Source organism: Catellatospora sp. TT07R-123 (genome assembly GCF_018327705.1).
Taxonomy (GTDB): Bacteria; Actinomycetota; Actinomycetes; order Mycobacteriales; family Micromonosporaceae; genus Catellatospora.
Window position 1 is genome coordinate 3,415,112 of sequence record NZ_BNEM01000001.1, and the last position, 23,846, is coordinate 3,438,957.

Sequence of the window (23,846 nt, forward strand, 5' to 3'; positions counted from 1 at the left end):
TACCGCGCGGTCGGACCGGGTACCTCCCGATCGTGGGCAACAGTTGCCCGCGAGGGAGGCACAAGTGATCGTCCTCGGTTTGATACTGCTGCTCCTGGGCTACTTCCTACACATCTCGCTGCTGTGGACGATCGGCATCATCCTGCTGATCGTGGGCGCGGTGCTGTGGATCGCCGGGTCGGTCGGCCGCCCCGTGGGCGGCAGACGCCACTACTGGTAGGAACATGACGTGCGGCGGGCCCATCGGGCCCGCCGCGTCACTTTCTACTGCTCCAGCAGCTTGCCCCCGGCCAGGTGCCAGTGCCGGGTATGGCCCACCGCGTCGGCGAAGTACGCGTCGTGGGTCACCGTGATCAGAGTGCCCCGGAACTCCCGCAGCGCCGCCTCGATCACGTCGAGGGAGTCGAAGTCCAGGTAGTTGGTCGGCTCGTCCAGCAGCAGCACCCGTGCCCGGCTGTTGACCATCACCGCGAGCAGCAGGCGGCGCAGCTCCCCCGCCGACAGCGTCCGCAGCGGCGCGTCCCACTGGTCGTCGTCGAACAGGTAACCCTCCAGCAGGCGCTCGGCGTCCTCGGCGTACACCGGGACGTGGCTGCGGAAGAAGTCGCGGACCGTGGTCGGGCGGCGCAGGTCGTCGTGGGTCGGCGGGAGCAGGGACACGCCCGCGGGCGCGTCGACGGCGCCGCCGTCCGGCGTGTCGCCGGTCAGGGCCCGCAGGAGTGTCGTCTTGCCCGCGCCGTTGACGCCGGTGAGGAGGATGCGGTCGCCGCCGTACACGGTCAGGTCGGTGGGTTCGAGCAGGGTGCGGCCGCCTCGGTGGAGGGTGAGGTCGCGGGCCTGGAGCACGATCTCGTCCGGCGTGGCCTCCTGGGGGAAGGCCAGGGCGAGGGTGGGGCGGGTCTGCGGCTGGTCGAGCCAGTGCAGGGAGGCCATCTGGCGGCGCAGGCGGCGTTCGCGGGCCTTGGCCTTCTTGGCGACCTTCTTCGCGTACCGGCGGATCTTGTCGGAGCCCAGGCCGCTGCGGACCGACTGCTCGACCCCGGCTGCCTGCTCGCGGGTGCGGGCGATGTCGGACTCCCAGCGGGTCCGGTCCTTCTCCTGAGCCTCGTAGTCCAGCAGCAGGCGCTCCCAGCGCTTCGCCTTCTCGACGCGGTAGGCCGAGTAGCCGCCCTCGTAGGACTGGAGCTCGTCGTGGATGCCGTCGAGTTCGAGGACGCGGGTGACGGTGCGGTCGAGGAAGGCGCGGTCGTGGCTGACGACCAGGAGGCCGCCGGTGAAGGCGGACAGCCAGTCGCCGAGCCAGGCGATGCCCTCGGCGTCCAGGTGGTTGGTGGGCTCGTCGAGGATGAGCAGGTCGGGGGTGTCGAGGAGGACCCGGGCCAGGGTGAGGCGGGCCTGCTCGCCGCCGCTGACCTGGCGGAGGGGGGCTTCGTCGGGGAGGTGGGAGAGGTCAAGGCGCTCGCGTACCTCGGCCAGGCGGTTCTCGGCGGTCCAGCCTTGCAGGGCGGTCCAGCGGTCCTGGACCTGGCCGTATTCGGTGAGGACGTCTTCGCCTCGGGACAGGGCCTGTTCTAGGTCGGCCAGGTGGGTGCGGATGGTGTCGAGTTCGCCCAGACCTGCGGAGAGGAAGTCGCCGACGGTGGCGTCGGGGTCGGGGACCTGCTGGGCGAACCAGCCGAGGCGGATGCCGGGGGCTCGGCGTACGTGGCCGGTGGCGGGTTTGAGCTGGCCGGTGAGGATACGCAGCAGGGTGGACTTGCCGGCGCCGTTCGGGCCGACGAGGCCGAAGCGGTCACCGGCGCTGAGGATGAGGTCGACACCGGCGAACAGGGTGTCGCCGGAGTAGTGGTGAGACAGAGAGACAGCTTTGAGCACGGTGATCCCCAGGGTGGGTGAGTGCGAGCACTGGGTGAGGCGCCGCCGGAGGCAGGCGCACGGGAGCCGACGGCCGTAGGCCGGTCAGGCAGGGCGAGCGGAAGGCTCAGCGCGTCCCGTGAATCACATGTGCGAAGGGCTCCCCGAGGAGACAACGTGGTCCTGGCGATGTTGCGCACTGCGGGAGGCTGGCGCAACCCATATTCCGAGATGCGTCGCTCGGGCAAGATGGTCCGCTCTCATGGGTATGCATACGTTGCTGCCGACGTCGGTAGAGACTAAACCTGTCGCTCTGTCCCATCCTGACACTTATGCACCCACGTCTCGGACGGCGTCGTAGCAGGGGCGCTGTTACCGAGCTGAGGCGACACAACGCACTTATGCTCGGCCAGCGCTCCAGCCAACCTCCCGATCTGCTCGCGTCGTTGTGGGCGTGCAACCTCCGAGAGATGGTGCGGCCGGCAGAGGATGGCTAGCTGCACGAACAGCCCGTGGAGTGGGTCACCCGTCCCATAGATCACGGCAACATCGCCGGACTGACGGAAGCGCCGAGGCCGTTAGCGTCCTCGGCACAGGTGTAAGTGGCTTATCGTTCAAATGTGCAGCCCCGACCGGGGTAGCGAGCTGCCGAAGTCTGGTACAGACTGATGTAGCTGTCAGTATCAGCCCGAAGGACACCCACTTGAGTATCGTCAGTCGTGATCTGGCACGGAAGCCGCTTGTAGAAGCGATCCTAGAGATCAGGTGGAAAATTAGCGGCACTACGGACCCTGCACACCCCCTATATACTGGCGCAATCGCTGGCCTTGTCGGAGATGTGTATCCCTTCCAGGTGCGCTTACCTGCCATTGATGTTCCGGATGAATATTCGCATTACATAGCGAAATTTCAGCTTCGCACCGGTCCCGAGCAATGGCCGCTTATTCAATTGGGGCCAGGTATTGCCACTCTCAACTCAACGCAGGAATATTCGTGGAACGATTTCTATCAGCGCGCAATGCAGCTTTGGGAAAACCTCCATCGAGTTTATCCGACATTCAACGGTGGAGCTCCGCCGGAGGTTGACCATCTTGTCCTTAAGTATATAAACGCATTCCCGTTGGAGGGCATGGGACCACAGGAGTTCCTTGCCGAAAAACTCAACACCGCCTTCGTGCTTCCCGACGGGATTGCGAGTCATGAGACGGCACCTTCGCCACATATCGCCGCACTCCAAGTAGCGTATCCGTTAAAGAAGGCCGGCACATCTGGCGTAGTGCGGATCCTGACAGGCACGAAGCGAGAGTCGCCAGCAATGATCGTCGAACTTTCTGCCGATGGTCGCCTTTCCGGGCCGGTGCACCAAGAGGATTTTGCGAACTGGCTCGATTACTCCCATGCGGTAATCGAACGCTGGTTCTTCGCTTTCATCGATGGTGAACTCTTTAAAAGCTTCACTATGGAGCGGTGATGAGTCACAGCGCTTTATACAACCCCCGGGATCTAGCCGGTCTTTCGGAGCTACGCGGAGACGAGCTACTGTCTGGCACGAGCGTTCTGAGAGATTCAGTCGTTCGGCACAACCTAGCCGAGTCAGACCGAAGCATGCCTGTACGCATGGGCTTCGCAGCTCGCGCCGCCGTGATCGCATCTCTCACAGGTGCAGCCGCCTTGGCTAGCTTGAGTACGGCGGTCGTCGCGAGTGACCCATTTAGGCGCCCTAACTCTTCTTCAGTTAGAGACTGGACCATTGGTGCCGCAGGGGACGCTATGGTGTCTACTGTGAGTGAGGTCGCCGATACAGTCAGCGAGTTGCAGGTAACCCTCGTGGAAGCCGCCTCAAACGCGGTAACGCAGCTCTTGCTGATGGAGGAAAGGAGGCGCGCTCTCGCGCTGCGAGAGTTCGAACTGATCGGGACCTATGATTTAGACGACGAGGACTGAGCTGCGTGATCTACGAAGAAGTTGAGACTGGCTCACCTATTCGGCAGGGCGACATCTTCGCGCGTGTACCTCGGTTCGATATTAACCTGTCCAAGATGTCGGCAATTACATCTTCTGGAATCCCGATCATTGGCGATTGGTCGCGCATCGAACACCTCGCAGAACCATCCAGCATAATCGTTGCAGTCAGACCGGTACTCGCCATTGTGATTAGCCAGGATTGCGATGCATCGCGCGCCGAAGAAATTAGCTTCTGCGAGATTCGTTCCTTCAGGGACGTGGATGCAGTGGCCAAGGATCTTACGGATGCGAAGTACAAGTCATGGGTAAAGATCATTACGACACATGCTAGGGTCAATCAGAAGTGGTTTTACCTACCCCAGGATCCAGCTTTCAAGATCGTTGAGCGGATGGCAGTCGACTTTCGAGTCCCCATGCGTGTTCCACGCGAGAACGTGGAGGATATGCGCCAGACCAATCGCGTGGGGCGCCTGAACGATGTAGCGCAATCGCATTTTCGGGAGCGCGTTGGCGAATTCTTTCGCCGGTATCCCTACGACGAATGGTACGCACTGTCACCCGAGGAAATGGGAGAGTACGGCCCAGCCAAGATGGGTATCGCCGAACCATTCCCTTGGCAGAAATCGCAATAGGCGCGATAGTCCTACTCGACCGGAACCCTTCGTGCGCAAATAACCAACTTTGAATACACGTACATCGTGGACTACCAGCGGCGGCCCATGTAAATTGCATGACACACAGTACTTCATAAACGCCCGATAGACCTGATCAACAGCTCAAAAGCCCGAGCGTTCGCGTTCGTTTGCACCTCTACATTGTAGACGGATCCCTATGGGACCTCCCGGCTCGGCAAATCGAAACCGCAGCTTGCTCCTGCGGATATCGTACGCGAACAAGCTCGACACCGAAGTTGTGAGGACTATACCGAGTGATAGCAACGCACAGCCATCAGAGCAGATTGGCGCCGTCATTGGAACGGATCGAGGGCAGAGGGTCGCAGTCGAGCGCATCGAGAATGCGCACAGCAAAGGCCTCGCTCATACGTTCTCTGACCTGGTCAGGGGTCCACCACTCCACGGCTACGGATTCGTCGGTCGGTCGCGGTTCGCCCGTGATCCGCTCGGCGAGGAAGACCAGAGCGACAACTCCGAGCTTCATGTTCTTGTAGACGCCGGTGAGCCGCACTGCCCGGACTTCGACGCCGGTCTCCTCCAGCACCTCACGGCACATGCCGTCCTCGATGGTCTCGTCAAGTTCGAGGACACCTCCGGGCAACTGCCATGCGCCTGTGTCCCGGCGCTGGATGACCAGTGCCCTGCCCTGCTCGTCAATGACGACCCCGGCGACGCTGACGGAGTGGCGCGGCTGAGTCATCGGGTCTCCTCGAACAGGCAGAGTGCGACGGTGGCGTCGTCGTGACGCTTGTACCGGGGCCGGGCGTAGCCATCGCCATCGGCATTCTCGGCTTGGCGGACCTGGCGAATTAGTTCTTCAGGTCCATCCTCGGTGAGGAGGTTGAGCAGACCGGCCAAGCTGTAGAGGTCGAAAGTATCGACGGCGCACGAGGCGCCGTCACTGAGCAACGCTGCCCTGCGTACCGCGCGGGGGCCGGTCAGCGGCAACCGGCCCGTGATGGCCTGTTCTGCTGCGACTGGGGTGGCGGCGGCAATCCAGTAACCCTCAGGAGTGTTGGTCAGCAGTCGTTTGCGCTCGGCCGCCACGCGGAGGCGTGCTGCATGCTCCTCGGAATCGATCGCCACGTCACCGGCCAGCGCCTCCTGACGGATGCGGGTGATCGCGCGTTCGAACCTCTTGTCAGTCATCCTCATCCTCGAAGTGCCTCTGTCGACAATGAGTGAGCTGTCGCACAGGATCAGGTACTCCAGCTCTGGCCCGTTCTCACGCACCATGCACACGGTTGCAGCGGGCGTGCTCGGGTTGCTCAGGTCGCAATCAGGGTGATCGCGCATCACCTGTTCGATGGCAGTCCCAAGCAAGTTCGACAAGGAATCCGTGGGCGCCTTATCGATGGTGTCCTTGAGCCGAACAACTAGCTGGCGGGTGTACCAGGCAGGGCCATGCATGCATCCGCTATCCAAACCATCTGTGGCTGAGACTCCATCGAGTACGCCGACCACGTTCGCGTAGTGAAAGACCTGGTCCTCGTTGTCGGGACGGCCCGGGGCGGCCTCGGTCGCCATGGTGACGCGCATCAGGCGGCCTGATCGTGCGTCGCGTCGTCCCACTCGTAGTGGAGCTTCCACAGGTGACCTGCCATGACGTGCACGCAGACCTCAATGGGCCGGTCGTGTGAGTACGCAACGTGCCAGATCTCAAACACCGGCTGTGTCGGCTCCAGTTCCAGGACGCGCTGCTCGGCGTCGGTAGGCATGCGGACCGTGATGTCTTCAGCAAACCGGGTGGGTGGGTAGCCAGCATCGGCGAGGCGGCCGTACGAACCACCGCGTCCGGCGTTCTCTCGCAGCAGGTCGGGCTGGCCATCAGCCAGCGACCAGGGAATGTATGAATCGGCGATCTGGGTGGGCTCGTCGTTGGCGTACAAGACTCGGCCGCGTAGCAGAGCTGGCTCACCCTCGGCCAGTCCAAGGATGTCAGCGACGGCCGCCGGTGGGGTTGCCTTGCCGATCTCGCGGTAGACGGTCCTGGAGTGGAGTTCGTGACGACTGACCTCGACCTCGGCCGCACCGTTTCCTTCGTTGCGGGCCACATAGCGCTTCTTGGCGTCCCGGAAGATCGTCGGCAGCGAACGGACTACCGTACCGGCACCTCGGCGCACCTTGATCTCGCCGGTGTTGCGCAGGATCGTCAGCGCTTTGTTCACCGTTGGCCGCGAAACGCGCAGCTCATCGGCAAGGCGGTCCTCACTAGGCAGCGCAGAACCTGGCGGGTACGTCCCGTCTGCAATGCGACTGCGAACGAGCTCGGCGATCTGAGCGTACTGAGAGCGCGAGGTCTCGATCGTGGCCATCAGGACTCCCTGCTCGTAGTACGTCTTACCCAGAGTAGGCCGCGCATTCATCAGGTCTCACGTTGGCTTGACGTAATACGTCTTGCGTTTTGCCTCGACGCTCTCTAGGTTAAGGCAGTAGCTCATCGGTCCGGGTCGCACCCTCGGGCCGGTGAGCTGCCGGAAGGGCGCCCACCGCATCTCCCAACTCGCAAGGCGCCCTTCCGCTCCCAACTCGACTCCGCAAGGAGGCTCGATGTCTTTGCACACGCCGATCCGCCCGCAGTGGAAGTGCGCGATCTGTGCGGCGGAGTGGCCCTGCCACACCCGCAGGCGGCAACTGCTCGCGCAGTTCGACGGCTCGCCCGCTTCCCTGGCGCTCGTCCTGGCCCGCCACCTCGTCCAGGCATGCGAAGACCTCCCGACGACCGCGTCCGGCCTGCTGCACCACCGCTTCCTCGGCTGGCTGAACGCAGCGTCGGCACCTCCGCGAACGCCGCCCCCGAGGCGACCGCTTCAACCGTTCCCGGACACTCACCTGCCGAACGCCGCTTCCATCGGCTACAGCACACGGCGCCCTGCGCCCGCCCCGCGACGCGGTGCACGTCGCCTGCTCGCAGCTCTGAAGATCGGCTGACGGGGCTGCGGCGACCACAACTCAATAGACGCTGGCCTATTACATCGACCACGAGAAGATCGCCTTCGATGTAATAGGCCAGCGTCTATGAAAAACGGGGTTGTGCCACGGCAGGCGGGGGCGGGTACGGCGGCTGCCGCCGTACCCGCGAATGGTCTTATTCCGCCGCTCGGCCCGCAGGCATCGTCGGCGCCACCAGCACCGCCAGCAGCAGGCCCACCAGGGCCGCGACCACCGGTATCCCGGTCAGCAGCTCCGGCGTCGGCACAGGGTCCCCCTTGCCCACCCAGTTGATCGAGCCGCCCGCCGCGTACGCCGCGCCGAAGAACGCGATCCACGTCCACCCGGCCGCCAGCGCGGCGAACACCCGCAGCCGACGCGGGGCGGCCGCGCTCGGGCGCAGCCACCAGGCCAGCAGGTCCACGCCGATGCCGCCCACCACCAGGCCGGCCACCATCTCCACGTTGTTGAAGCCGGTGACGGCCGTGGACAACAGCCCCAGGAACCCGTACAGGATGGTCGCCGTGCCGACCGGGACCGTCCACCGCTTGGCGATCAGCAGCAGCGGTGCCAACAGCACCACCGTGGTCAGCGCCAGCATCGTGACGAACCGGCCGGTGAAGCCCTCATCGGGGTTGGACAGCGCCACCTGCACCGATCCGGCCCCGAAGGTGATCACGTTGCCGTACTGGAGGAACAGCAGGATGAGGATGGAGCCGAGCGCGAGGCTGAGGATCGCGGGCAGCAGCGGGCGCAGCCCGGTGGCGACGGGGCGGTCCTGGAGCCACGCCGCGCGCAGCGGGGTGGTCACGATGACGAACATGGACACGACCAGGCCCAGGTGGGTGGGGCTGAACAGGATGTCGATGTTCTGCTCGATGCCGAACACCTCGTGCCAGGTGAAGTCGCCGAAGCCGAAGACCGCGAACGCCAGCACCGCGACCGAGGCCGACGCGTAGCCGACCGGCATGGCGCGCCAGTTCGGGAGGCCGCCGCCGCGCAGGGCCGGGCGTACGGTCCAGGCGATCCAGCCGCCCGTGACCAGGAAGCCCCAGTAGAAGACGGCGTGCCACGGGGTGAAGAAGGTCTCCAGGCCGGGCACGTTGTTATGCGCCCACGCGTCCAGCATCAGCCCGACGGTGAACCACAGGCCCAGCACCACCATCACCAGATCGGTGCGGTAACTCGTGATCGGGCGCACCGGTTCCGGTCCGGACGGTGCGGCTTGGACTTCGGATGCGGTATCGGTGCTGACCATGGTGGCTCCCCAGGTCGGATTCGCGGACGCGCCGTTGCGCGAGCAAGGATACCGCCGCTCACCCGAACGGCTCGCCCCCGTGGTACACAGGGCCGGTGGACGATCTCGTGCTGGACGCCGTACGCGACTGCGTGCTCGCGTACGGGGTGCGCCGTACCACCGTGACCGAGGTGGCGCGGCGGGCCGGGGTGTCGCGGATGTCGGTGTACCGGCGCTGGCCCGACGTGCAGAGCCTGGTCGGCGACCTGATGAGCCGCGAGTGGCACCGGGTGATCGTGGCCGCCCGCGACGGCGGGGACGCCTCCGCGCCGGGGCGGGAGCGGCTGGTGGCCCAGTCGGTGGCGGCGGCCGCCGTGCTGCGCGGGCACCCGCTGCTCCGCAAGATCATCGACGTCGACCCCGAGATCCTGCTGCCCTACCTGCTGCACCGGCGCGGAGCCGGGCAGGAGGAGATGCTCGCGTTCCTGGTCGAGGCGATCGCGGCGGGTCAGGCCGACGGGTCGATCCGCGCGGGCGAGCCGGCCCGGCTGGCTCGCGCGGTGCTGCTCACCGCCCAGTCCTTCGTGCTGTCGATGCCGACTGTCGCCGACGCGTACGACGCCGCCGACCTCGACCCCGAACTCGCCGCCCTCCTAGACCGCTACCTCGCCCCGTGACCGGCCGGTCAGGGCAGGAGGATGCCCGGGTTGAGGACTCGGGACGGGTCGAGGGCCTGCTTGACGGCCTGGAGGGCGGTGACGCCGAGGGGGCCGATCTCGCGGACGTACCAGTCGCGGTGCTCGGTGCCGACGCCGTGGTGGTGGCTGATGGTGCCGCCCGCGGCGAGGATCGCCTCGTTGGCGGCCTCCTTGGCCCGCTGCCAGCCCGCCACCGCGTCGTCGGCGTACGCCGTCACGATGGTGAAGTAGAGGGAGGCGCCGGTCTCGTACACGTGGGAGATGTGGCACAGGACCAGGGACGGGGTCGGCAGCGTCGCGAAGAGGGCCTCGCGGACGGCCGCGTACAGGCCCGGCAGCGCCGACCAGAACGCCGCCGTCTCCAGGGTCTCGGCGAACGCCCCGGCGTCGAGCAGCCCGTCGCGCAGGTATGGCGCGTCGAAGCGGTGTGCGGCCCAGTGCTCGCCGGGTGCGGTGCCCAGCGGGGTGCCGCCGAGTCCGGCCAGGACCTGCCCGGTGCGCTCGACCGCAGCGGCCACCTCGGCGCCCTCGTGCCCGACGATCAGCAGGCAGCCGCCTTCGCCGCGCCCGGCACCGGTCGCGCCGATCATGGTCTCGACCTCGTCGGACAGGCGGAGCACGGTCGGCTTCGGCCCGTCCTGGGCCAGGGTGCGGGCCGCCGCCGCGCCCTCCTCGAACGAGTCGAAGCGCCAGCCCTCGTAGTGCCGCTGCGCGGGGATCGGGCGCACCCGCACGGTCACCTCGGTGATCACGCCGAACGCGCCCTCGGAGCCGAGGAACAGCTCACGCAGGTCGGGTCCGGCCGCCGAGGCGGGGGCCCGGCCGGTGTGCAGCACACCCTGCGGGGTGGCCACGGCGAGCGCGACGACCATGTCGTCGAACCGGCCGTATCCGGCGGACAGCTGGCCGGAGGAGCGGGTGGCGGCGAAGCCGCCGATGGTGGCGTACTCGTAGGACTGAGGGACGTGGCCGAGGGTCAGCCCGTGCTCGGCGAGCAGCTCGTCGGCGCGCGGGGCGGGCAGCCCGGCCTGGAGCACGGCGGTGCGCGAGATCGGGTCGACGGCGACGAGGCGGTCGAGGCGGCGCAGGTCGAGGGCGACGTACGGGGCGGGGGTGGTGAGGCCGCCGACCACCGACGTACCCCCGCCGAAGGGCACCGCGGCCAGGCCGTGCTCGCCGCAGGTGCGCAGCACCGCGACCACCTGGTCGGTGTCGGCCGGGCACAGCACCGCCTCGGGGGCGTGCGGCACGGCACCGGCGCGCTGTAGCAGCAGGTCGGGAGTGGACTTGCCCGCGCCGTGCGCGGCGCGGGCGGCGGGGTCGGCGTGCACGTGCTCGGCGCCGACGATCGCGGCCAGGGCCGACAGCGCCGCCGCGTCCAGCGCGGACGGCGGCAGCTCGACCTGGTCCAGCTCCGCGACGGGCGCGGGCGGGCGCACGTCGAAGACCTGTCCGAGCAGCTTGGCCACGCCCTCGGGCAGCGGCCGCGCCTTGGTCCGGTCGCCCCAGCGGGCCCAGCCGGCCCGGTGCACTTCCCCGATCGCATCCATGTGTGACAGAGTGACATCAAATGTCACTTCGGCGCAAGCGGGGCGCGGTGCGCACCCTCGCCAGAGCCTAGGAGGGTTCCGTGTCCGCCTCCCTCACCGCCGCCCGGCGCGTCCGCGAGCTGGCCGAACTCGCCGACGGCGAGACCGTGGACCTGCTCGTCGTCGGCCTGGGCGTCACCGGCGCCGGGGTCGCCCTGGACGCGGCGTCGCGCGGGCTGTCGGTCGCCGCGATCGACGCCCACGACCTGGCCTTCGGCACGTCGCGCTGGAGTTCCAAGCTCGTCCACGGTGGCCTGCGCTACCTGGCCCGGGGGCAGTTCGGGGTGGCGTACGAGAGCGCCGTGGAGCGCGGCATCCTGATGACCCGCACCGCCCCGCACCTGACCCGGGCCCTGGGCATGCTGCTGCCCGCCACCGCCCAGACCACCCCTTCCTCGGTACGGCTGGCCGGGGCCGGACTGCGCGCCGGGGATGTGCTGCGGGCCGTGGCCGGCACCCCGCGCACCGTGCTGCCGACCGCCCGCGCGCTGACGGCCGCGCAGGTGCGCGCCATGGTGCCCGCGCTGCGCGCCGACGGGCTGCGCGGCGGGCGGCTGGGCTGGGACGGGCAGCTCAGCGACGACGTACGGCTGGTCGTCGGGCTGGCCCGCGCCGCCGCCGCGCACGGCGCCCGGATCGTCACCCGCTGCCGCGCCGAGGCGCTGACCGGCGACGGCGCCACCGCCCGCGACACCGTCACCGGGCAGGAGCTGCGCATCCGCGCCCGCGCCGTGGTCAACGCCACCGGCGTGTGGGCGGGCACCCTGGCGCCGGAGATCACGCTGCGCCCGTCGCGGGGCACGCACCTGGTGCTGCCCGGCACGCTGCTGCCCGGCCTGTGGACGGGGCTGACCATCCCGGTGCCGGGCGAGTTCTCCCGCTTCGTCATCGTGCTGCCGCAGCCCGAGGGCCTGGTGTATGTCGGTCTCACCGACGAGCCCGTGGCCGGGCCGGTGCCCGACGTGCCGGAGGTGCCCGAATCCGATGTGGAGTTCCTGCTCGGGGTGCTCAACCCGGTGCTGGCCCGGCCGGTGCGGCGCGACGAGGTGCTGGGCGCGTACGCCGGGCTGCGGCCGCTGATGGGCGGTGACGGCCGCACCGCCGACATCTCGCGGCGCCACGCCGTGATCGAGGGGCCGGACGGGGTGGTGACCGTGGTCGGCGGCAAGCTCACCACCTACCGGCGGATGGCGCAGGACGCGGTCGACCTCGCGGTGCGCCGCCGCGAGCTGAGCGCCGGCCGCTGCCGCACCCGCGACCTGCCCCTGCCCGGCGCGGCCGACCGCGCGGCGCTGGCCCGGGTCGACGCCCCGGACCGGCTGGTCTTCCGGTACGGCACCGAGGCGCCCGCCGTGCTCGCGCAGGCACCGCCGCCGCTGCACGGACCGCTGGTCGAGGGCAGCCCGGTCACCGGGGCGGAGCTGCTGTGGGCGGTGCGGCACGAGGGCGCGCTCACCGTCGACGACCTGCTCGACCGGCGCACCCGCCTGGGCCTGGTCCCGGCGTTCCGCGCCGCCGCGCTGGCCGCCGCCGAAGACATCCTGGCCCTGGGCACGGACTCGTGACGCGGCCTTAGTGACTGTTCAGTCGTGACAGGATAGTTCACGCATGAAAGAAGCTCGTTCCGGCGATCACGGGGGAAACCGTCGGAACGAGCTTGCATTGAACGTACCGCCTTTTCGCGCTAACCGCCATCCCCGATGTCCCCGGAAACTGATCGCACCAGCTTTCCAACCGATCGGCTCGGCCGCCGACAACCATGTGACCTGGGGTTGACCCAGTTCGGTGACCGGGTCATCGGACGAAAAACAAACTTCGACGCGTATCGGCGGCTCACGGCCCACCCGACGCGGCGCCCCCCGGACGGGTGAACGAGAGCAGCAGCTCCAGCAGCAGTCGCGTCCCGAAGCCGGTGCAGCCGGGTGTGCGCCACAGCCTCGGGTTCTCGCACTGCGCCGGACCCGCGATGTCCAGGTGCGCCCACGGCACGTCCCCCACGAACTCGGCCAGGAACAGGGCCGCGTGGATCGCCATCCCGTTCGGGCCGCCGACGTTCTTCAGGTCGGCGACCTCCGACTCCAGCTCGCCCCGGTAGCGGCGGTCCAGCGGCAGCTGCCATACCGGCTCGTCGGCGGCGACCGCCGCCGCGCAGACCTGCCGCAGCAGCTCGCGATCGGTGCCGAACAGGCCCGCGACCTCCGCGCCGAGCGCGCGCAGGCAGGCGCCGGTCAGGGTGGCGATGTCCACGATCGCGTCGGTCTGCTCCTCGGTCGCCAGCACCAGCGCGTCGGCCATCACCAGCCGCCCCTCGGCGTCGGTGTTGAGCACCTCGACCGTGGTGCCGCCCCGGATGGTGAGCACGTCGCCGAGCTTGGTCGCGGTGCCCGAGGGCATGTTGTCGGTGCACATGAGGTAGCCGGTGACCGCGGTCCGGCAGCCCAGCGCGGGCAGCACCGCCATCGCGGCCAGGATCGCCCCAGCCCCGGACATGTCGTTTTTCATAGTGGCGTGGACGGCGTCGGCGGGCTTGAGGCTGATGCCGCCCGAGTCGTACATGACGCCCTTGCCGACCAGGGTGACGTGGCCGTCGGCATGCTCGGGCCGGTAGCGCATCCGGATCATGCGGGGCGGGTCGGCGCTGCCCGCGTTCACCCCGAGCAGGCCGCCGCAGCCCAGCTCCAGCAGCGCGTCCCGGTCGAAGATCTCCGTCTCCAGGCCCGCTCCGTTCGCGACCCGGGCCGCGCACTCGGCCATGCGGACCGCCGTCAGCAGCGATGGCGGGGACGTGGCCAGGTCGCGGGCCATCGCGGCGGCGCGGCCGAACAGCTCGCCCCGGCGGGCGCCCTCGGCCGCCGCGCGCACCTGCCGCGCCGCCGTCAGCAGCACCACCTCGCCGACCAGCGGCTGACCGCCGCGCTTGGGCCGGCCGGTCTTCCCGATGTCCTTGAGCACCGGATACCGGTAGCGGGCCAGCAGCATCCCCTCGACCGCCGCCTGCGCGGCCGCCGCCGGATCCAGCCCCGGCCCCTGCGGCAGGGTCAGCACCAGGCGTTCCTGCGTCGCCGCGCAGCGCGCGTACGCCGCAGCCGCGTCCCGTACGCCCGCGGCGTCCAGCCGCGCCGGGTCGCCGATCCCGACCGCGACGACCGGCGCGCCGTCCCGGGTCAGCACCATCGCCTGGCCCACCCGCGCGTCGAACCCGGCCGCGCGCAGCGCGTCACGGCCGATGCCCAGCTCGGCGGGCACCTTCCCGGTGACCCCGACCGGCACCCCGGGCAGCATCGCGCCGTCGCCCCCGGAGGGCGGCCGCACCGACACCGCGACAGGACGCTCCCACGACGGCATCGGGTCCAGCCCCCTGACCGCGGCCACCATCAGCTCCCCCGCCCTCTCCCACCCTCTTCCCGCCCCCAGCATGGCCCTTGACCAGCCGAGTTGCCGGGCAATCGGGCGTATATGGCCCCCGCTCATGCCCGATTGCCCGGCAAGTCCGGCGATCATCGGCGGCGGGCGCAGAATGAGCAGAATGAAAGGCATGACACGGTATGGGGCGATGTTCGGTCCGGACATCACCTTCCTGGGCGTACCCCGCTGCGACTGGCGCGAGCCCGACGGCTACGCCGACGCCGACGTGGTCATCCTCGGCGCGCCGTTCGACGGCGGCACCTCGCACCGGCCCGGCACCCGGTTCGGCCCCTCCGCCATCCGCGGCACCGACTACCTACCGCACGACTCGTCCCGCCCGCACCTGGCGCTGCGCGTCGACCCGCTGGGCCCCGACCTGACCGTGTTCGACGCGGGCGACGTCGAGGTCTACAGCGGCGAGGTGCTGCGCAGCTGCCAGGCGATCGAGGAGGCGGTGGCGTTCATCGCCGGCCACGGAGCCGTCCCGCTGATCCTCGGCGGCGACCACACCATCACCTGGCCCGACGTCACCGGGGTGTCCCGCCGGTGGGGCGCCGGGCGCGTCTCGGTCATCCACTTCGACGCGCACGCCGACACCGGCGACATCACCTTCGGCTCCCTGTACGGCCACGGCCAGCCCATGCGCCGCCTGATCGAGTCCGGCGCGGTGCGCGGCGACCGGTTCCTCCAGCTCGGCCTGCGCGGCTACTGGCCCGAGCCGCCGACGCTGGACTGGATGGCGGCGCAGGGGATGCGCTCGTACCACATGGCCGAGATCGTCGACCGGGGGCTGGACGCGGTGCTGGCCGAGGCGTTCACGATCGCGCTGGACGACTGCGACGCGGTGTTCCTGTCCGTCGACGTCGACGTGTGCGACCCGGCCCACGCACCCGGCACCGGCACCCCCGAACCCGGCGGCCTGTCCGCCCGGCAGCTGCTGGACGCGGTGTCGCTGATCTGCCGGACGCTGCCGATCGCAGGCATCGACGTCGTCGAGGTGTCCCCGCCGTACGACCACGCCGAGATCACCGCCCTGCTCGGCAACCGGGTGGTCCTGGAGGCCCTGTCCGGCCTGGCCCGCGCCCGCCGCGACGCCCACTCCCCCACCCCGTGGAACCCCGCCACCCCGCTGCTCGACCAGCGCCCGACCTGACCCCTCGGCCCGACCCCCGGCCGAGTTGCCGGGCAGGTGGGCGTATCGGGGCCCCGGTTTCGCCCACCTGCCCGGCAACTTGCCTGATCAAGGTGGGCGGGGCGGGTGGTCGCCGCCGCCCGTGACGAGATTCGGACCCATCGGCTGACACGAAGCCGACCGTAGGTGGCCCGACCCTCCACTCTCGACGGTCACGGTCGGACACATCGCGGGCACTCATGGCCATACAGCGATGTCAGGGCAGGTGGGCGTCGTGCGAGCCTGATGGCGCCCGGCCGTGCCCGTCACGGCCGGTGCGTCTGTCGGCGGAAGGTCCGAGCCTCGGGAGTCGGTCATGGCCAGGAACAATTCGGCGCTCGTACACGACGACGGCGGCGGGTCCACGCTGCCGACGATGCCGTACCGCAGGCGCGCCCGGCTGAGAGACCGGTTTCACGGGTGGTGGGACGGCCGCCTGGGACGGCCCGACGTCAAGGCCGCCGACCTGCGCACCGCGTACTGGCGGGAGCTGGAGAACGAGGCGGAGAAGCTCTTCCACATCGAGGAGATCCGCTTCAACGAGGCGTACCGGGGCACCATGGAGGAGGCGGCCGCCAAGGCGATCCAGCTGGAGCACAGCCGCGAAGCCCTCTCCGACCTGCGTGCCGCCGTCGGGGCGACCCGGGACACGCTGGCCCGGGAGACGGCGCGGCTGGACGCCCTGGCCGAGCCGGGCGTCAAGCAGACCGCCGAGGAGCGCCAGGAGCGCCGCGACCAGCTGTTCCGGTTCAACAGCGCGCACACCGCGGCCATCCAGCGGCTCGACCAGGAGCGCGAGCGGGTCGCGCGGCTCGAGGTGGAGATCAAGCAGCTGGAAGTGAAGGTCAAGCTGGGCATGCAGCGCGCGGCCACCCAGGCCAATCTCGCCTGGCGCCACGTCACGGAGCGGATCAACGTCTACCGCCAGTCGCTGTGCCGCAGCCACCGGTTCGGCAACGAGCTGGACAGCCGCCTGGGCGACACCGCCGACACCCCTGTCTTCCAGCCCGAAAACAGCGACAGCGAGAAGTGACAGTCCTTTTTTGAACGGGAGGCGTGACACCCCCATGGCCAGCCCCACCGCACCACCCCCGCCGCCCGCGGTTCCCGGGCAGTACGGCGCGCTCATGCCGCCCAACCGCGACGCCCTGCGCCGCAACATCGAGAGCGAGATCGCGCAGATGCCGGCGGTGACCGGCAGCAGCGGCGCGATCTTCGACACCGAGGTCGACGCGCAGTCCGACTCCTGGGAAGCCGACATCGGCTCGGAGTACCAGCGCCAGCTCGAACAGCTCCAGACCCGGCTGGGCGAGCTGGCCCCGCGCAACCGGCAGCAGTCCGCCCTCCTGACCACCGCGCGCAACGACCACGCGCTGGCCAAGGAGGCGCACGACCGGGCGTACTTCAACCTCACCGGCCACCGCCCGCCCGCCGATCCCGTCCCGGCCCTCTCCCTCGCCGAGGCCGATCCGGCCACCGGCGGCCTGGCCGGATCGCCGCAGCCCGGCGGCCAGGCCGCCGACGACCGCGACATCAGGCTGGCGCACCCGCCGGCGGCCGGCACGGCTCTGGTCGCGGCGGACACCCCGGCCGCGACGGGGCCGGTGCCGAATCCGAACCGGGTCTACGCCCGCCACGGCGAGCTGGACAACGTGTCGTTCGGCGACGTCATGCACTACCTGGTGCTCGGCCTGGCCGGGGTCGCCGACTTCGTCGCGTTCTACCAGGTGCTCGCGCTGGTGCTCGGTGCCATCCCCGAGCTGCTCTACGCGGCCGTGCTCGCGGTGACCCTCATCGCGCTGCTGCTGATGCACAAGGCCGGCACCACGGCGCGCGACGTGAGCGCACGCCAGCCCGACGGCAAGATCTGGATCGTCGTGGCCTGCGTGGCCGCCTGGGTGGCGCTGGGCATGGGCGCCTTCTTCATGCGGCTGACCGTGCACGACGACACCGGCGCCAGCACCTCGCTGCTGAACTTCGGCGGGGTCCAGTTCGGCCAGGACGACACCTCGGTCACCACGAAGGCGATCGTCTTCCTGGTCGTCTTCGTCACCACCGGCGTGCTGGCGCTGATCGGGGCGTACCTGACCTGGAACCCGTTCCGCAGCGCGTACCGCAAGGCCCGCAAGCGGCTGCGCAAGGAGGCCGCGGCGCTGGGCCGGGCGGAGAGCGAGGCGTCGGTGTCGCTACAGGAGGCCGAACGGCTGCGCAAGCGCCTGGAGAGCGGCGAGAAGGCCAGTGCCGACCAGGCCCGCGAGCACCGGCGGGCGCTGGGCTGCGAGCTGAAGTCCCACGCCCGGGTGCAGATCGCCAAGCGGCTGACCGACCCGGACGAGATCAAGTTCCTGCTGAACCAGCCGATCCCGGGCTGCGGCGGCCGGGCGGGAGCGAGGTCCGGTGGCGCGGCGTGAACCGGGGCGCGGCCGCACCGCGCCCCGCTCGATCCTGGCCCTGGCGCTGCTGGGCACGCTGGTCCTGCCCACCGCGGCGTGCTCGCGGTGCTGCCCGCCGGAGGTGACGTTCGCGGCGCTGCCGCCCTGCCTGGAGCAGGGCGGACAGCTCGCGCTGGCGGTCGGCGTACGGTCGAACCAGCCGGTGCCCGAGCTGCCCACCGAGGTGCTCACCCTGGTCCAGCGCAGCGCGTACGACGGCAAGCGGATCATCGTGTTCGGCGTCGACGGCGACCCGAAGTCGGCCGGTGACGGGACCTTCCGCAGCGGTGCCCAGAACGACATCGCCTGGCGCCGGGACCTGGAGAACTTCGAGAACGGCATCGCCCACGCGGTGACCTCGGTGAAGGCCGCGAAGGCGCAGGCGAACCCGCTGGAGGCGGTGGCCCTGGCCGGCGAGGCCGTCGGCAGCGGCGGCACGGTGGTGCTGCTGGACTCCGGGCTCCAGACGATGGCCCCGATGGACTTCCGCCAGGAGGGCATGATCGACGCCGACCCGGCGGAGCTGGTGGACTTCCTGGAGAAGCAGCACCAGCTGCCGCACCTGGAGGGCCAGGCCCTGGTGCTGGTCGGGATCGGCAAGACGATGGCGCCGCAGGCGTCGCTGGACACCGCCCGCCGGGAGAACCTGCTGGCGATCTGGCGCGAGATCGGCGCCCGCGCCAAGGCCCGCTGCGTGCAGGAGCTGTCCGCCGGGCAGCACGACCAGGCCCCCTCCGGCACGCCCGAGGTGGGCGTGGTCGCCATCCCGGAGCCGCCCAACCCGCCGGCGGAGGACGTCTGCACCGCGATCAGGATCCCGGACGCCGGCCGGGTGCGGTTCAAGCCCAACACCGCGGAGTTCCTCAGCGAGGCCGACGCGACGGAGGCGCTCAAGGTCTACGCCGAACGGATCAAGTCCTCCAAGTACACGGTGAAGCTCACCGGTACCACCTCGTCGTCAGGCGAGAACCGCAACACCGACAGCAAGAAGAAGCTCTCGCTGGACCGGGCGGAGGCCGTGAAGCGGATCCTGGTCGGGCTCGGCGTCGACGCCGCGGGCATCGAGACGTTCGGCGCCGGGATGGACTTCCCGGGGTACCTCCGCGACCGCGACGCCGAGGGGCGGCTGGTGCCGAACCTGGCCAGCCGCAACCGCAACGTCATCCTGGAGTTCACCGGCTGCGGCTAGGCCCGCCGGCATACCCGCGGACATGCGGAAAGGGGCACCTCCCGTGGGAGGTGCCCCTTTCTTTACCGGTCAGCCGAGCCTCAGGCGCTCAGCGTCCGGCGGCGGCGCATGAGGAACAGCAGGGCGGCACCGACGCCGACCAGGGCCAGACCCGCCAGCACGATCGAGGTGACCGCGGTGCCGGTGGTCGGCAGCGAGTCACCCGACGGCGACGGCGACGGGACCGGGGCGGGGCTCGTCGGGCCGGCCGAGGGGCTCGTCTCGGGCGACGGGGTGGCCTCCGGCGACGGGGTGTTCTCCGGCGACGGCGAGGTCTGCGGCGACGGGCTGGTCTCCGGCGACGGCGACGTCTCCGGTGACGGGGACGTCTCGGGCGACCGGGTGGCCTCCGGCGACGGCGAGGTCTCCGGGGACGGGCTGGTCCCCGGCGACGGCGACGTCTCGGGCGACGGGGACGTCTCCGGCGACGGGGTGGCCTCCGGCGACGGCGAGGTCTGCGGGGACGGGCTGGTCGACGGGCTGCTCACCGGGGACGGCGTCGGCGAGCCGGGCACCTGGCCGCCGGGCGAGGTCGACGGCTGCGGCTCCGACTTCGTCCAGCAGGTGTGGGTCACCAGCAGCTTGGGGTCGCTCTTGCCGCCGCCCTTACCGTCGGCGACGACGAGGGCCTGCGCGGTCTCAAGCTTCCACCCCGCAGGGACGACGACCCAGGCCAGGTGCTTGTTGGTGGCGTTGGCGAAGCCGTTGGGGTACCCGTCGGCGTCGCTGTCCTTGAGGTATGTGGTGGTCTCGGTGCCGTTGTGGGAGAACTTCGCCCACATGCCGACGGTGGTGTCGAAGATGTCCGGCGCCACGTTGAAGACCCAGCCGTCGAACCCGGCGCCGAGGGCTCCCGTGTCGTCGCAGTTCTTCTCGTACGCGGTGGCATAGGTGCCCTGGTGCTGCGACTTCAGCACGGCGTTGTAGGGGGCGGTCGGCGTGTCACCGGCCAGGGCGGGGATCGCGACCAGGGCGATGCCTCCGGCAGCGGCGACAGCGCCCGCGATCACCGCGGCGCGCACGCGCTTGTTCATGTGGGACTCCGAGGGGAAGACAAAGTGCGACACCCCATCCTTCCCAAGGCGGTCACCGACTGTGATCGCGCCGACGGCCCGGAACCGCAGGCTGCTCCGGCCCTCTGACCTCGGCCTTTCGGCCCATGGCCGTGTCACGGGTAAGGACCGGCAGTACAGACGGACATCGACATCCGTTACCCGGGGTATGCTCGTCGCGCCGGACCCGGAGGTCCGGCGTCTCCGTTACGCACCTCCGCTCGGTGCCATATGTCATCGCGAAGGACGGTCCTCTGATGAGAGAGACCCAAGCGCCGTGGCCGGCCCGTGACGGGTTGCGCATCACCTCGGTGCGGGCCATCGTCACCGCCCCCGAGGGGCTGCCCCTGGTCGTGGTGCGTGTCGACACCAACGACCCCGGCCTGTACGGCCTGGGCTGCGCCACGTTCACCCAGCGCTTCCACGCGGTGGTGGCCGCCGTGGACCAGCACGTCGCCCCGATGCTGATCGGCCGGCACCCGGCCGACATCGAGGACATCACCCGCATGGTGCACCTGTCGTCGTACTGGCGGGGCGGGCCGGTGCTCAACAGCGCCCTGTCCGGGGTGGACCAGGCGCTGTGGGACATCGCGGGCAAACGTGCCGGCATGCCGGTGTACGAGCTGCTCGGCGGCCGGGTCCGCGCCGCCGCCGACACCTACCTGCACGCCGCCGGACCGAACGTCGGGGCGACGCTGGAGCACGCGCAGCAGATCATCGCCGACGGCTACCGCCACGTGCGCCTCCAGGTCGGCGGCCCCGGCCTGGGCACCTACGGCGCGGCGGGCACCCCGGACGCCTACCCGGGCTCGCCCTACCCGGACGGCTGGGACGTGCAGCAGTACCTGCGCGACACCCCGAAGCTGTTCGCCGCCGCCCGCGAGGTGCTGGGCGAGGAGCCGAACCTGTGCCACGACGTGCACCACCGGCTCACCGTGAAGCAGGCGATCGGCCTGGCCCGCGCGCTGGAGCCGTACCGGCTGTTCTTCCTGGAGGACCCGATCCCGCTGGAGCTGTACGACCGCCTGCCCGAGGTCCGGGCGGCCGCGCCGATGCCGCTGGCCGTCGGCGAGCAGGTCGCCTCGGTCGCCGACGCGGCCCGGCTGGTGCACGGCGGCGGCGTGGACATCATCCGGCTGCACGTGTCGGCGATCGGCGGCCTCACCCCGGCCCGCAAGATCGTGGCGATGTGCGAGCTCATGGGCGTCGGCACGGCCTGGCACGCCCCCGCCGACGTGTCGCCGGTCGGTGCCGCCGCCAACGTGGCCCTGGACGTGACCTCGCCCGCGTTCACCATCCAGGAGGGCCACCTGTGGCCCGACCCGGTCCGCGAGGTCTTCCCCGGCACCCTCGACCCGCGCAACGGGTACCTGTACCCCAACGACGCCCCCGGCTGGGGCATCGAGCTCGACGAGAAGGCCGCGGCGAAGTACCCGCCGGTCACCCACCTGCACGAGCGCTGGGCTGCCCGCGTACGCCGCCCGGACGGCGGGATCGAGGCGCCGTGACCGGGCACGAGCCCCGCCGCGTCCTGGTCACCGGGGCGGCGGGGCGGCTCGGCCGCGCCACACTCGACCTGCTGCACCGCCGCGGCGTCGCCGCCACCGCGCTCGACCTGGCCGACCCGGGCGACCTCAAGGCCGACCGGGTGCTGGTCGGCGACACCGCCGACACCGACACGGTCCGCGCCGCCCTGGACGGGGTGGACGCCGTCGTGCACTGCGCCGCCATCCCCGCGCCGATGCTCGACACCGCCGACAACGTCTTCGGGGGCAACACCCGGGGCACGTTCACGGTGCTGGAGCAGGCCGGGCAGGCGGGCGTCCGCCGGGCGGTGCTGGCGGGCAGCCAGTCGGCGCTGGGGCTGGCGTTCGCGCCGGTGCCGCTGCGCCTGCACTACGTGCCGGTGGACGAGGCGCACCCGTTGCAGCCCGCCGACCCGTACGCGCTGAGCAAGCAGGTCGACGAGGCGACCGGGGCGATGATGGCCCGCCGCCACGGCATGACCGTGGTGTCGCTGCGGTTCCCGCTGCTGGGCGGGCTCGACGAGCGGCTGCCGGTCTACGCCGCGAACTTCGCCGAGCGGCCGGAGTGGGGCGCGGCGTCGCTCTGGGCATACCTGGAGGACCGCGACGCGGCCGCCGCGAACTGGCTCGCGCTCACCCGACCGCTGTCGGGCTTCCACCCGATCCTGGTCGCGGCGCCGAACACGCTGGCCCCGCAGCCCACAGAGGAGCTGCTGGACCGCTTCCACCCGCTGGTCCCCCGCCGCGCGGTCTTCCCCGGCCGCGCCGTCCCCCTGGACCTGACCAGCGCCGCCACCCTCCTCTCCTTCACCCCGCAACACCTCCACCCCTGAGCACCGCCTCAGGGCGGCCGGGTGCGTGCAGTTTCGGGGAAAGTGCTGGAATCCGGTCTGAGATTCATGCACTTTCCCCGAAACTGCACCCGGCCCGTCGCGGGGTCAGGCGCGGGGCGGGGCGGCGCTGTCGCGGATGACGAGTTCCGTCGCGAGTTCGACGCGGGGGCTTTCGATCTTCTCGCGTTGGGCCAGGCGCAGGACGGTGCGGGCGGCGAGCAGGCCCATCTCGGCCAGGGGTTGGCGGACGGTGGTCAGCGGCGGCGACGACCAGCGGACTTCGGGGAGGTCGTCGAAGCCGACGACGCTGACGTCGTCGGCCACGCGCAGTCCTTTGCGGCGGATCGCCTCGTAGACGCCGAGGGCCATCTGGTCGCTGGAGGCGAAGATCGCGGTCGGCGGCTTGGCCAGGTTGAGCAGGTGGGTGCCGCCCGCGAAGCCCGACTCGTGGTAGAAGTCGCCGGGGAAGATCAGCTTGTCGTCGCCGGGCAGGCCCGCGGCCTCGACCGCGGTCCGGTAGCCGTCGAGCCTGGCTCGGCTGCACAGCAGCTGCGGCGGTCCGGCGATGAACCCGATCCGCTGGTGTCCCAGCCCCAGCAGGTATTCGGTGGCGCGCAGGGCGCCGTTCCAGTTGGTGGCGCCGATGGTCGGCGCCTCCTGCGGCGGCACTCCGGCGGGGTCGACGATGACCACCGGGATGTTGAGGCGGCGCAGCTCGGCCTGCAACGGCGGCTCCAGCGTCGAGGTCACGAAGATGACCCCCTCGGAGGCGCGCGAGCGCAGGTTGTCCAGCCACTGCTTGGCCGAGGCCGAGCGCCGGTGGATCGCCGACACCACCGTGCCGACCCCGGCGGCGTGCGCCACGTCCTCCACGCCGCGGATGATCTCGACGGCCCAGGGGCTGTCCAGGTCGGGGAAGACCAGGTCGATCAGACCCGAGTTGGTACGCATCGCGGGCGCCCGCCGCTGGTAGCCGTGCCGGTTGAGCAGCTCCTCGACGCGCTCGCGGGTCTGCGGGGCCACGTCGGAACGCCCGTTGATGACTCGCGACACCGTGGGCACGGAGACGCCTGCCTCACGGGCGATCGCCGCGATGGTGACCTTGCGGTTGTCGTCGACGGCCACGGTCGTCTCCTTCGTCATCGCACCACCCCGCGGGCCCTGCGGCCGGAGAGCTTCCGGGCGCGGGGCTCCGCCGGCCGCTGCCTCGGCCGGAGGGGATCACGGAAACCTATCGCAAACACGCGCCGT

Annotated in this window: 21 protein-coding genes and 1 pseudogene; 13 read left to right on the top strand and 9 right to left on the bottom strand. The window is 70.2% G+C overall.

All coding sequences use genetic code 11. The features are described from left to right. Positions 1-64 precede the first annotated feature (64 nt). Positions 65-220, top strand: a complete 156-nt coding sequence (locus Cs7R123_RS14625) for a DUF6131 family protein (RefSeq protein WP_212826918.1) — start codon at positions 65-67, stop codon at positions 218-220. Positions 221-264: 44 nt separating this feature from the next. Here Cs7R123_RS14625 and abc-f read toward each other — a convergent pair whose 3' ends face one another. Continuing rightward, the gene (abc-f, locus tag Cs7R123_RS14630) at positions 265-1,875 is read right to left on the bottom strand and encodes a ribosomal protection-like ABC-F family protein (protein ID WP_212826920.1); all 1,611 of its coding nucleotides are present in this window, start codon (positions 1,873-1,875) and stop codon (positions 265-267) included. Positions 1,876-2,557: 682 nt separating this feature from the next. On the opposite strand from abc-f, the gene Cs7R123_RS14635 reads away from it, so the two are divergent. From Cs7R123_RS14635 to Cs7R123_RS14645, 3 genes are all read left to right on the top strand, one after another. Then, entirely contained in the window at positions 2,558-3,325 is a 768-nt protein-coding gene (locus Cs7R123_RS14635) for a TIGR04255 family protein (RefSeq protein WP_212826922.1), read from the top strand. A 311-nt stretch (positions 3,326-3,636) separates the two neighbouring features. Then, entirely contained in the window at positions 3,637-3,798 is a 162-nt protein-coding gene (locus Cs7R123_RS14640; protein WP_212826924.1) for a hypothetical protein, read from the top strand. A gap of 5 nt (positions 3,799-3,803) precedes the next feature. Beyond that, a complete protein-coding gene (locus Cs7R123_RS14645; RefSeq protein WP_212826926.1) occupies positions 3,804-4,451 on the top strand; it encodes a hypothetical protein in 648 nt (215 codons plus the stop codon). Positions 4,452-4,767: 316 nt separating this feature from the next. Here Cs7R123_RS14645 and Cs7R123_RS14650 read toward each other — a convergent pair whose 3' ends face one another. The 3 genes from Cs7R123_RS14650 to Cs7R123_RS14660 are packed head-to-tail and all read right to left on the bottom strand — an operon-like array spanning position 4,768 to position 6,808. Then, a complete protein-coding gene (locus tag Cs7R123_RS14650) occupies positions 4,768-5,193 on the bottom strand; it encodes an NUDIX hydrolase (protein WP_212826928.1) in 426 nt (141 codons plus the stop codon). Further along, positions 5,190-6,032 (bottom strand): hypothetical protein, encoded by an 843-nt coding sequence (locus tag Cs7R123_RS14655; RefSeq protein WP_212826930.1) that lies wholly within the window; start codon positions 6,030-6,032, stop codon positions 5,190-5,192. The genes Cs7R123_RS14650 and Cs7R123_RS14655 overlap by 4 nt, the downstream gene beginning before the upstream one ends. Further along, positions 6,032-6,808, bottom strand: coding sequence for a GntR family transcriptional regulator (locus Cs7R123_RS14660; protein ID WP_212826932.1), 777 nt, complete (start codon positions 6,806-6,808; stop codon positions 6,032-6,034). The genes Cs7R123_RS14655 and Cs7R123_RS14660 overlap by 1 nt, the downstream gene beginning before the upstream one ends. Positions 6,809-7,043: 235 nt before the next feature. Here Cs7R123_RS14660 and Cs7R123_RS14665 point away from each other — a divergent pair. Next, positions 7,044-7,253: pseudogene (locus tag Cs7R123_RS14665) on the top strand (flavin reductase); the annotation flags it as partial. A 328-nt stretch (positions 7,254-7,581) separates the two neighbouring features. Here Cs7R123_RS14665 and Cs7R123_RS14670 read toward each other — a convergent pair. Next, positions 7,582-8,682, bottom strand: coding sequence for a hypothetical protein (locus Cs7R123_RS14670; protein ID WP_212826934.1), 1,101 nt, complete (start codon positions 8,680-8,682; stop codon positions 7,582-7,584). Positions 8,683-8,777: 95 nt separating this feature from the next. Here Cs7R123_RS14670 and Cs7R123_RS14675 point away from each other — a divergent pair, with 95 nt between their 5' ends. Next, on the top strand, positions 8,778-9,338 hold the full coding sequence (locus tag Cs7R123_RS14675) for a TetR/AcrR family transcriptional regulator (protein ID WP_212826936.1): 561 nt from the start codon (positions 8,778-8,780) through the stop codon (positions 9,336-9,338). Between the two features lie 8 nt (positions 9,339-9,346). Here Cs7R123_RS14675 and Cs7R123_RS14680 read toward each other — a convergent pair whose 3' ends face one another. After that, positions 9,347-10,909: an FAD-binding oxidoreductase gene (locus tag Cs7R123_RS14680; protein WP_212826938.1), complete on the bottom strand. Its 1,563-nt coding sequence runs from the start codon at positions 10,907-10,909 to the stop codon at positions 9,347-9,349. Positions 10,910-10,989: 80 nt separating this feature from the next. Here Cs7R123_RS14680 and Cs7R123_RS14685 point away from each other — a divergent pair, with 80 nt between their 5' ends. After that, positions 10,990-12,513, top strand: coding sequence for a glycerol-3-phosphate dehydrogenase/oxidase (locus tag Cs7R123_RS14685; protein ID WP_212826940.1), 1,524 nt, complete (start codon positions 10,990-10,992; stop codon positions 12,511-12,513). A 268-nt stretch (positions 12,514-12,781) separates the two neighbouring features. Here the strand turns inward: Cs7R123_RS14685 and Cs7R123_RS14690 are convergent, their stop codons facing one another. Then, the gene (locus tag Cs7R123_RS14690) at positions 12,782-14,323 is read right to left on the bottom strand and encodes a leucyl aminopeptidase (protein ID WP_212826942.1); all 1,542 of its coding nucleotides are present in this window, start codon (positions 14,321-14,323) and stop codon (positions 12,782-12,784) included. Positions 14,324-14,483: 160 nt separating this feature from the next. Between Cs7R123_RS14690 and speB the strand changes: the two genes are divergently transcribed. The 4 genes from speB (at position 14,484) to Cs7R123_RS14710 (ending at position 19,145) form a co-directional block, all read left to right on the top strand. Next, positions 14,484-15,506 carry an agmatinase gene (gene speB / locus Cs7R123_RS14695; protein WP_212826944.1) on the top strand — a complete coding sequence of 341 codons (1,023 nt, stop codon included), beginning with the start codon at positions 14,484-14,486 and terminating at the stop codon, positions 15,504-15,506. A 334-nt stretch (positions 15,507-15,840) separates the two neighbouring features. After that, the gene (locus tag Cs7R123_RS14700) at positions 15,841-16,557 is read left to right on the top strand and encodes a hypothetical protein (RefSeq protein ID WP_212826946.1); all 717 of its coding nucleotides are present in this window, start codon (positions 15,841-15,843) and stop codon (positions 16,555-16,557) included. A 34-nt stretch (positions 16,558-16,591) separates the two neighbouring features. Next, positions 16,592-17,935: a hypothetical protein gene (locus Cs7R123_RS14705; protein ID WP_212826948.1), complete on the top strand. Its 1,344-nt coding sequence runs from the start codon at positions 16,592-16,594 to the stop codon at positions 17,933-17,935. Next, positions 17,922-19,145 carry an OmpA family protein gene (locus tag Cs7R123_RS14710; protein ID WP_212826950.1) on the top strand — a complete coding sequence of 408 codons (1,224 nt, stop codon included), beginning with the start codon at positions 17,922-17,924 and terminating at the stop codon, positions 19,143-19,145. The genes Cs7R123_RS14705 and Cs7R123_RS14710 overlap by 14 nt, the downstream gene beginning before the upstream one ends. A gap of 80 nt (positions 19,146-19,225) precedes the next feature. Here the strand turns inward: Cs7R123_RS14710 and Cs7R123_RS14715 are convergent, their stop codons facing one another. Beyond that, positions 19,226-20,218 (bottom strand): LPXTG cell wall anchor domain-containing protein, encoded by a 993-nt coding sequence (locus Cs7R123_RS14715; RefSeq protein ID WP_212826952.1) that lies wholly within the window; start codon positions 20,216-20,218, stop codon positions 19,226-19,228. 275 nt (positions 20,219-20,493) lie between these two features. On the opposite strand from Cs7R123_RS14715, the gene Cs7R123_RS14720 reads away from it, so the two are divergent. After that, on the top strand, positions 20,494-21,744 hold the full coding sequence (locus Cs7R123_RS14720) for an enolase C-terminal domain-like protein (RefSeq protein WP_212826954.1): 1,251 nt from the start codon (positions 20,494-20,496) through the stop codon (positions 21,742-21,744). After that, positions 21,741-22,595, top strand: coding sequence for an NAD(P)-dependent oxidoreductase (locus Cs7R123_RS14725; RefSeq protein ID WP_212826956.1), 855 nt, complete (start codon positions 21,741-21,743; stop codon positions 22,593-22,595). The genes Cs7R123_RS14720 and Cs7R123_RS14725 overlap by 4 nt, the downstream gene beginning before the upstream one ends. Before the next feature lie 105 nt (positions 22,596-22,700). On the opposite strand, the gene Cs7R123_RS14730 is transcribed toward Cs7R123_RS14725, so the two are convergent. Continuing rightward, a complete protein-coding gene (locus tag Cs7R123_RS14730; protein WP_374706944.1) occupies positions 22,701-23,738 on the bottom strand; it encodes a LacI family DNA-binding transcriptional regulator in 1,038 nt (345 codons plus the stop codon). Between the last annotated feature and the right edge of the window lie 108 nt (positions 23,739-23,846).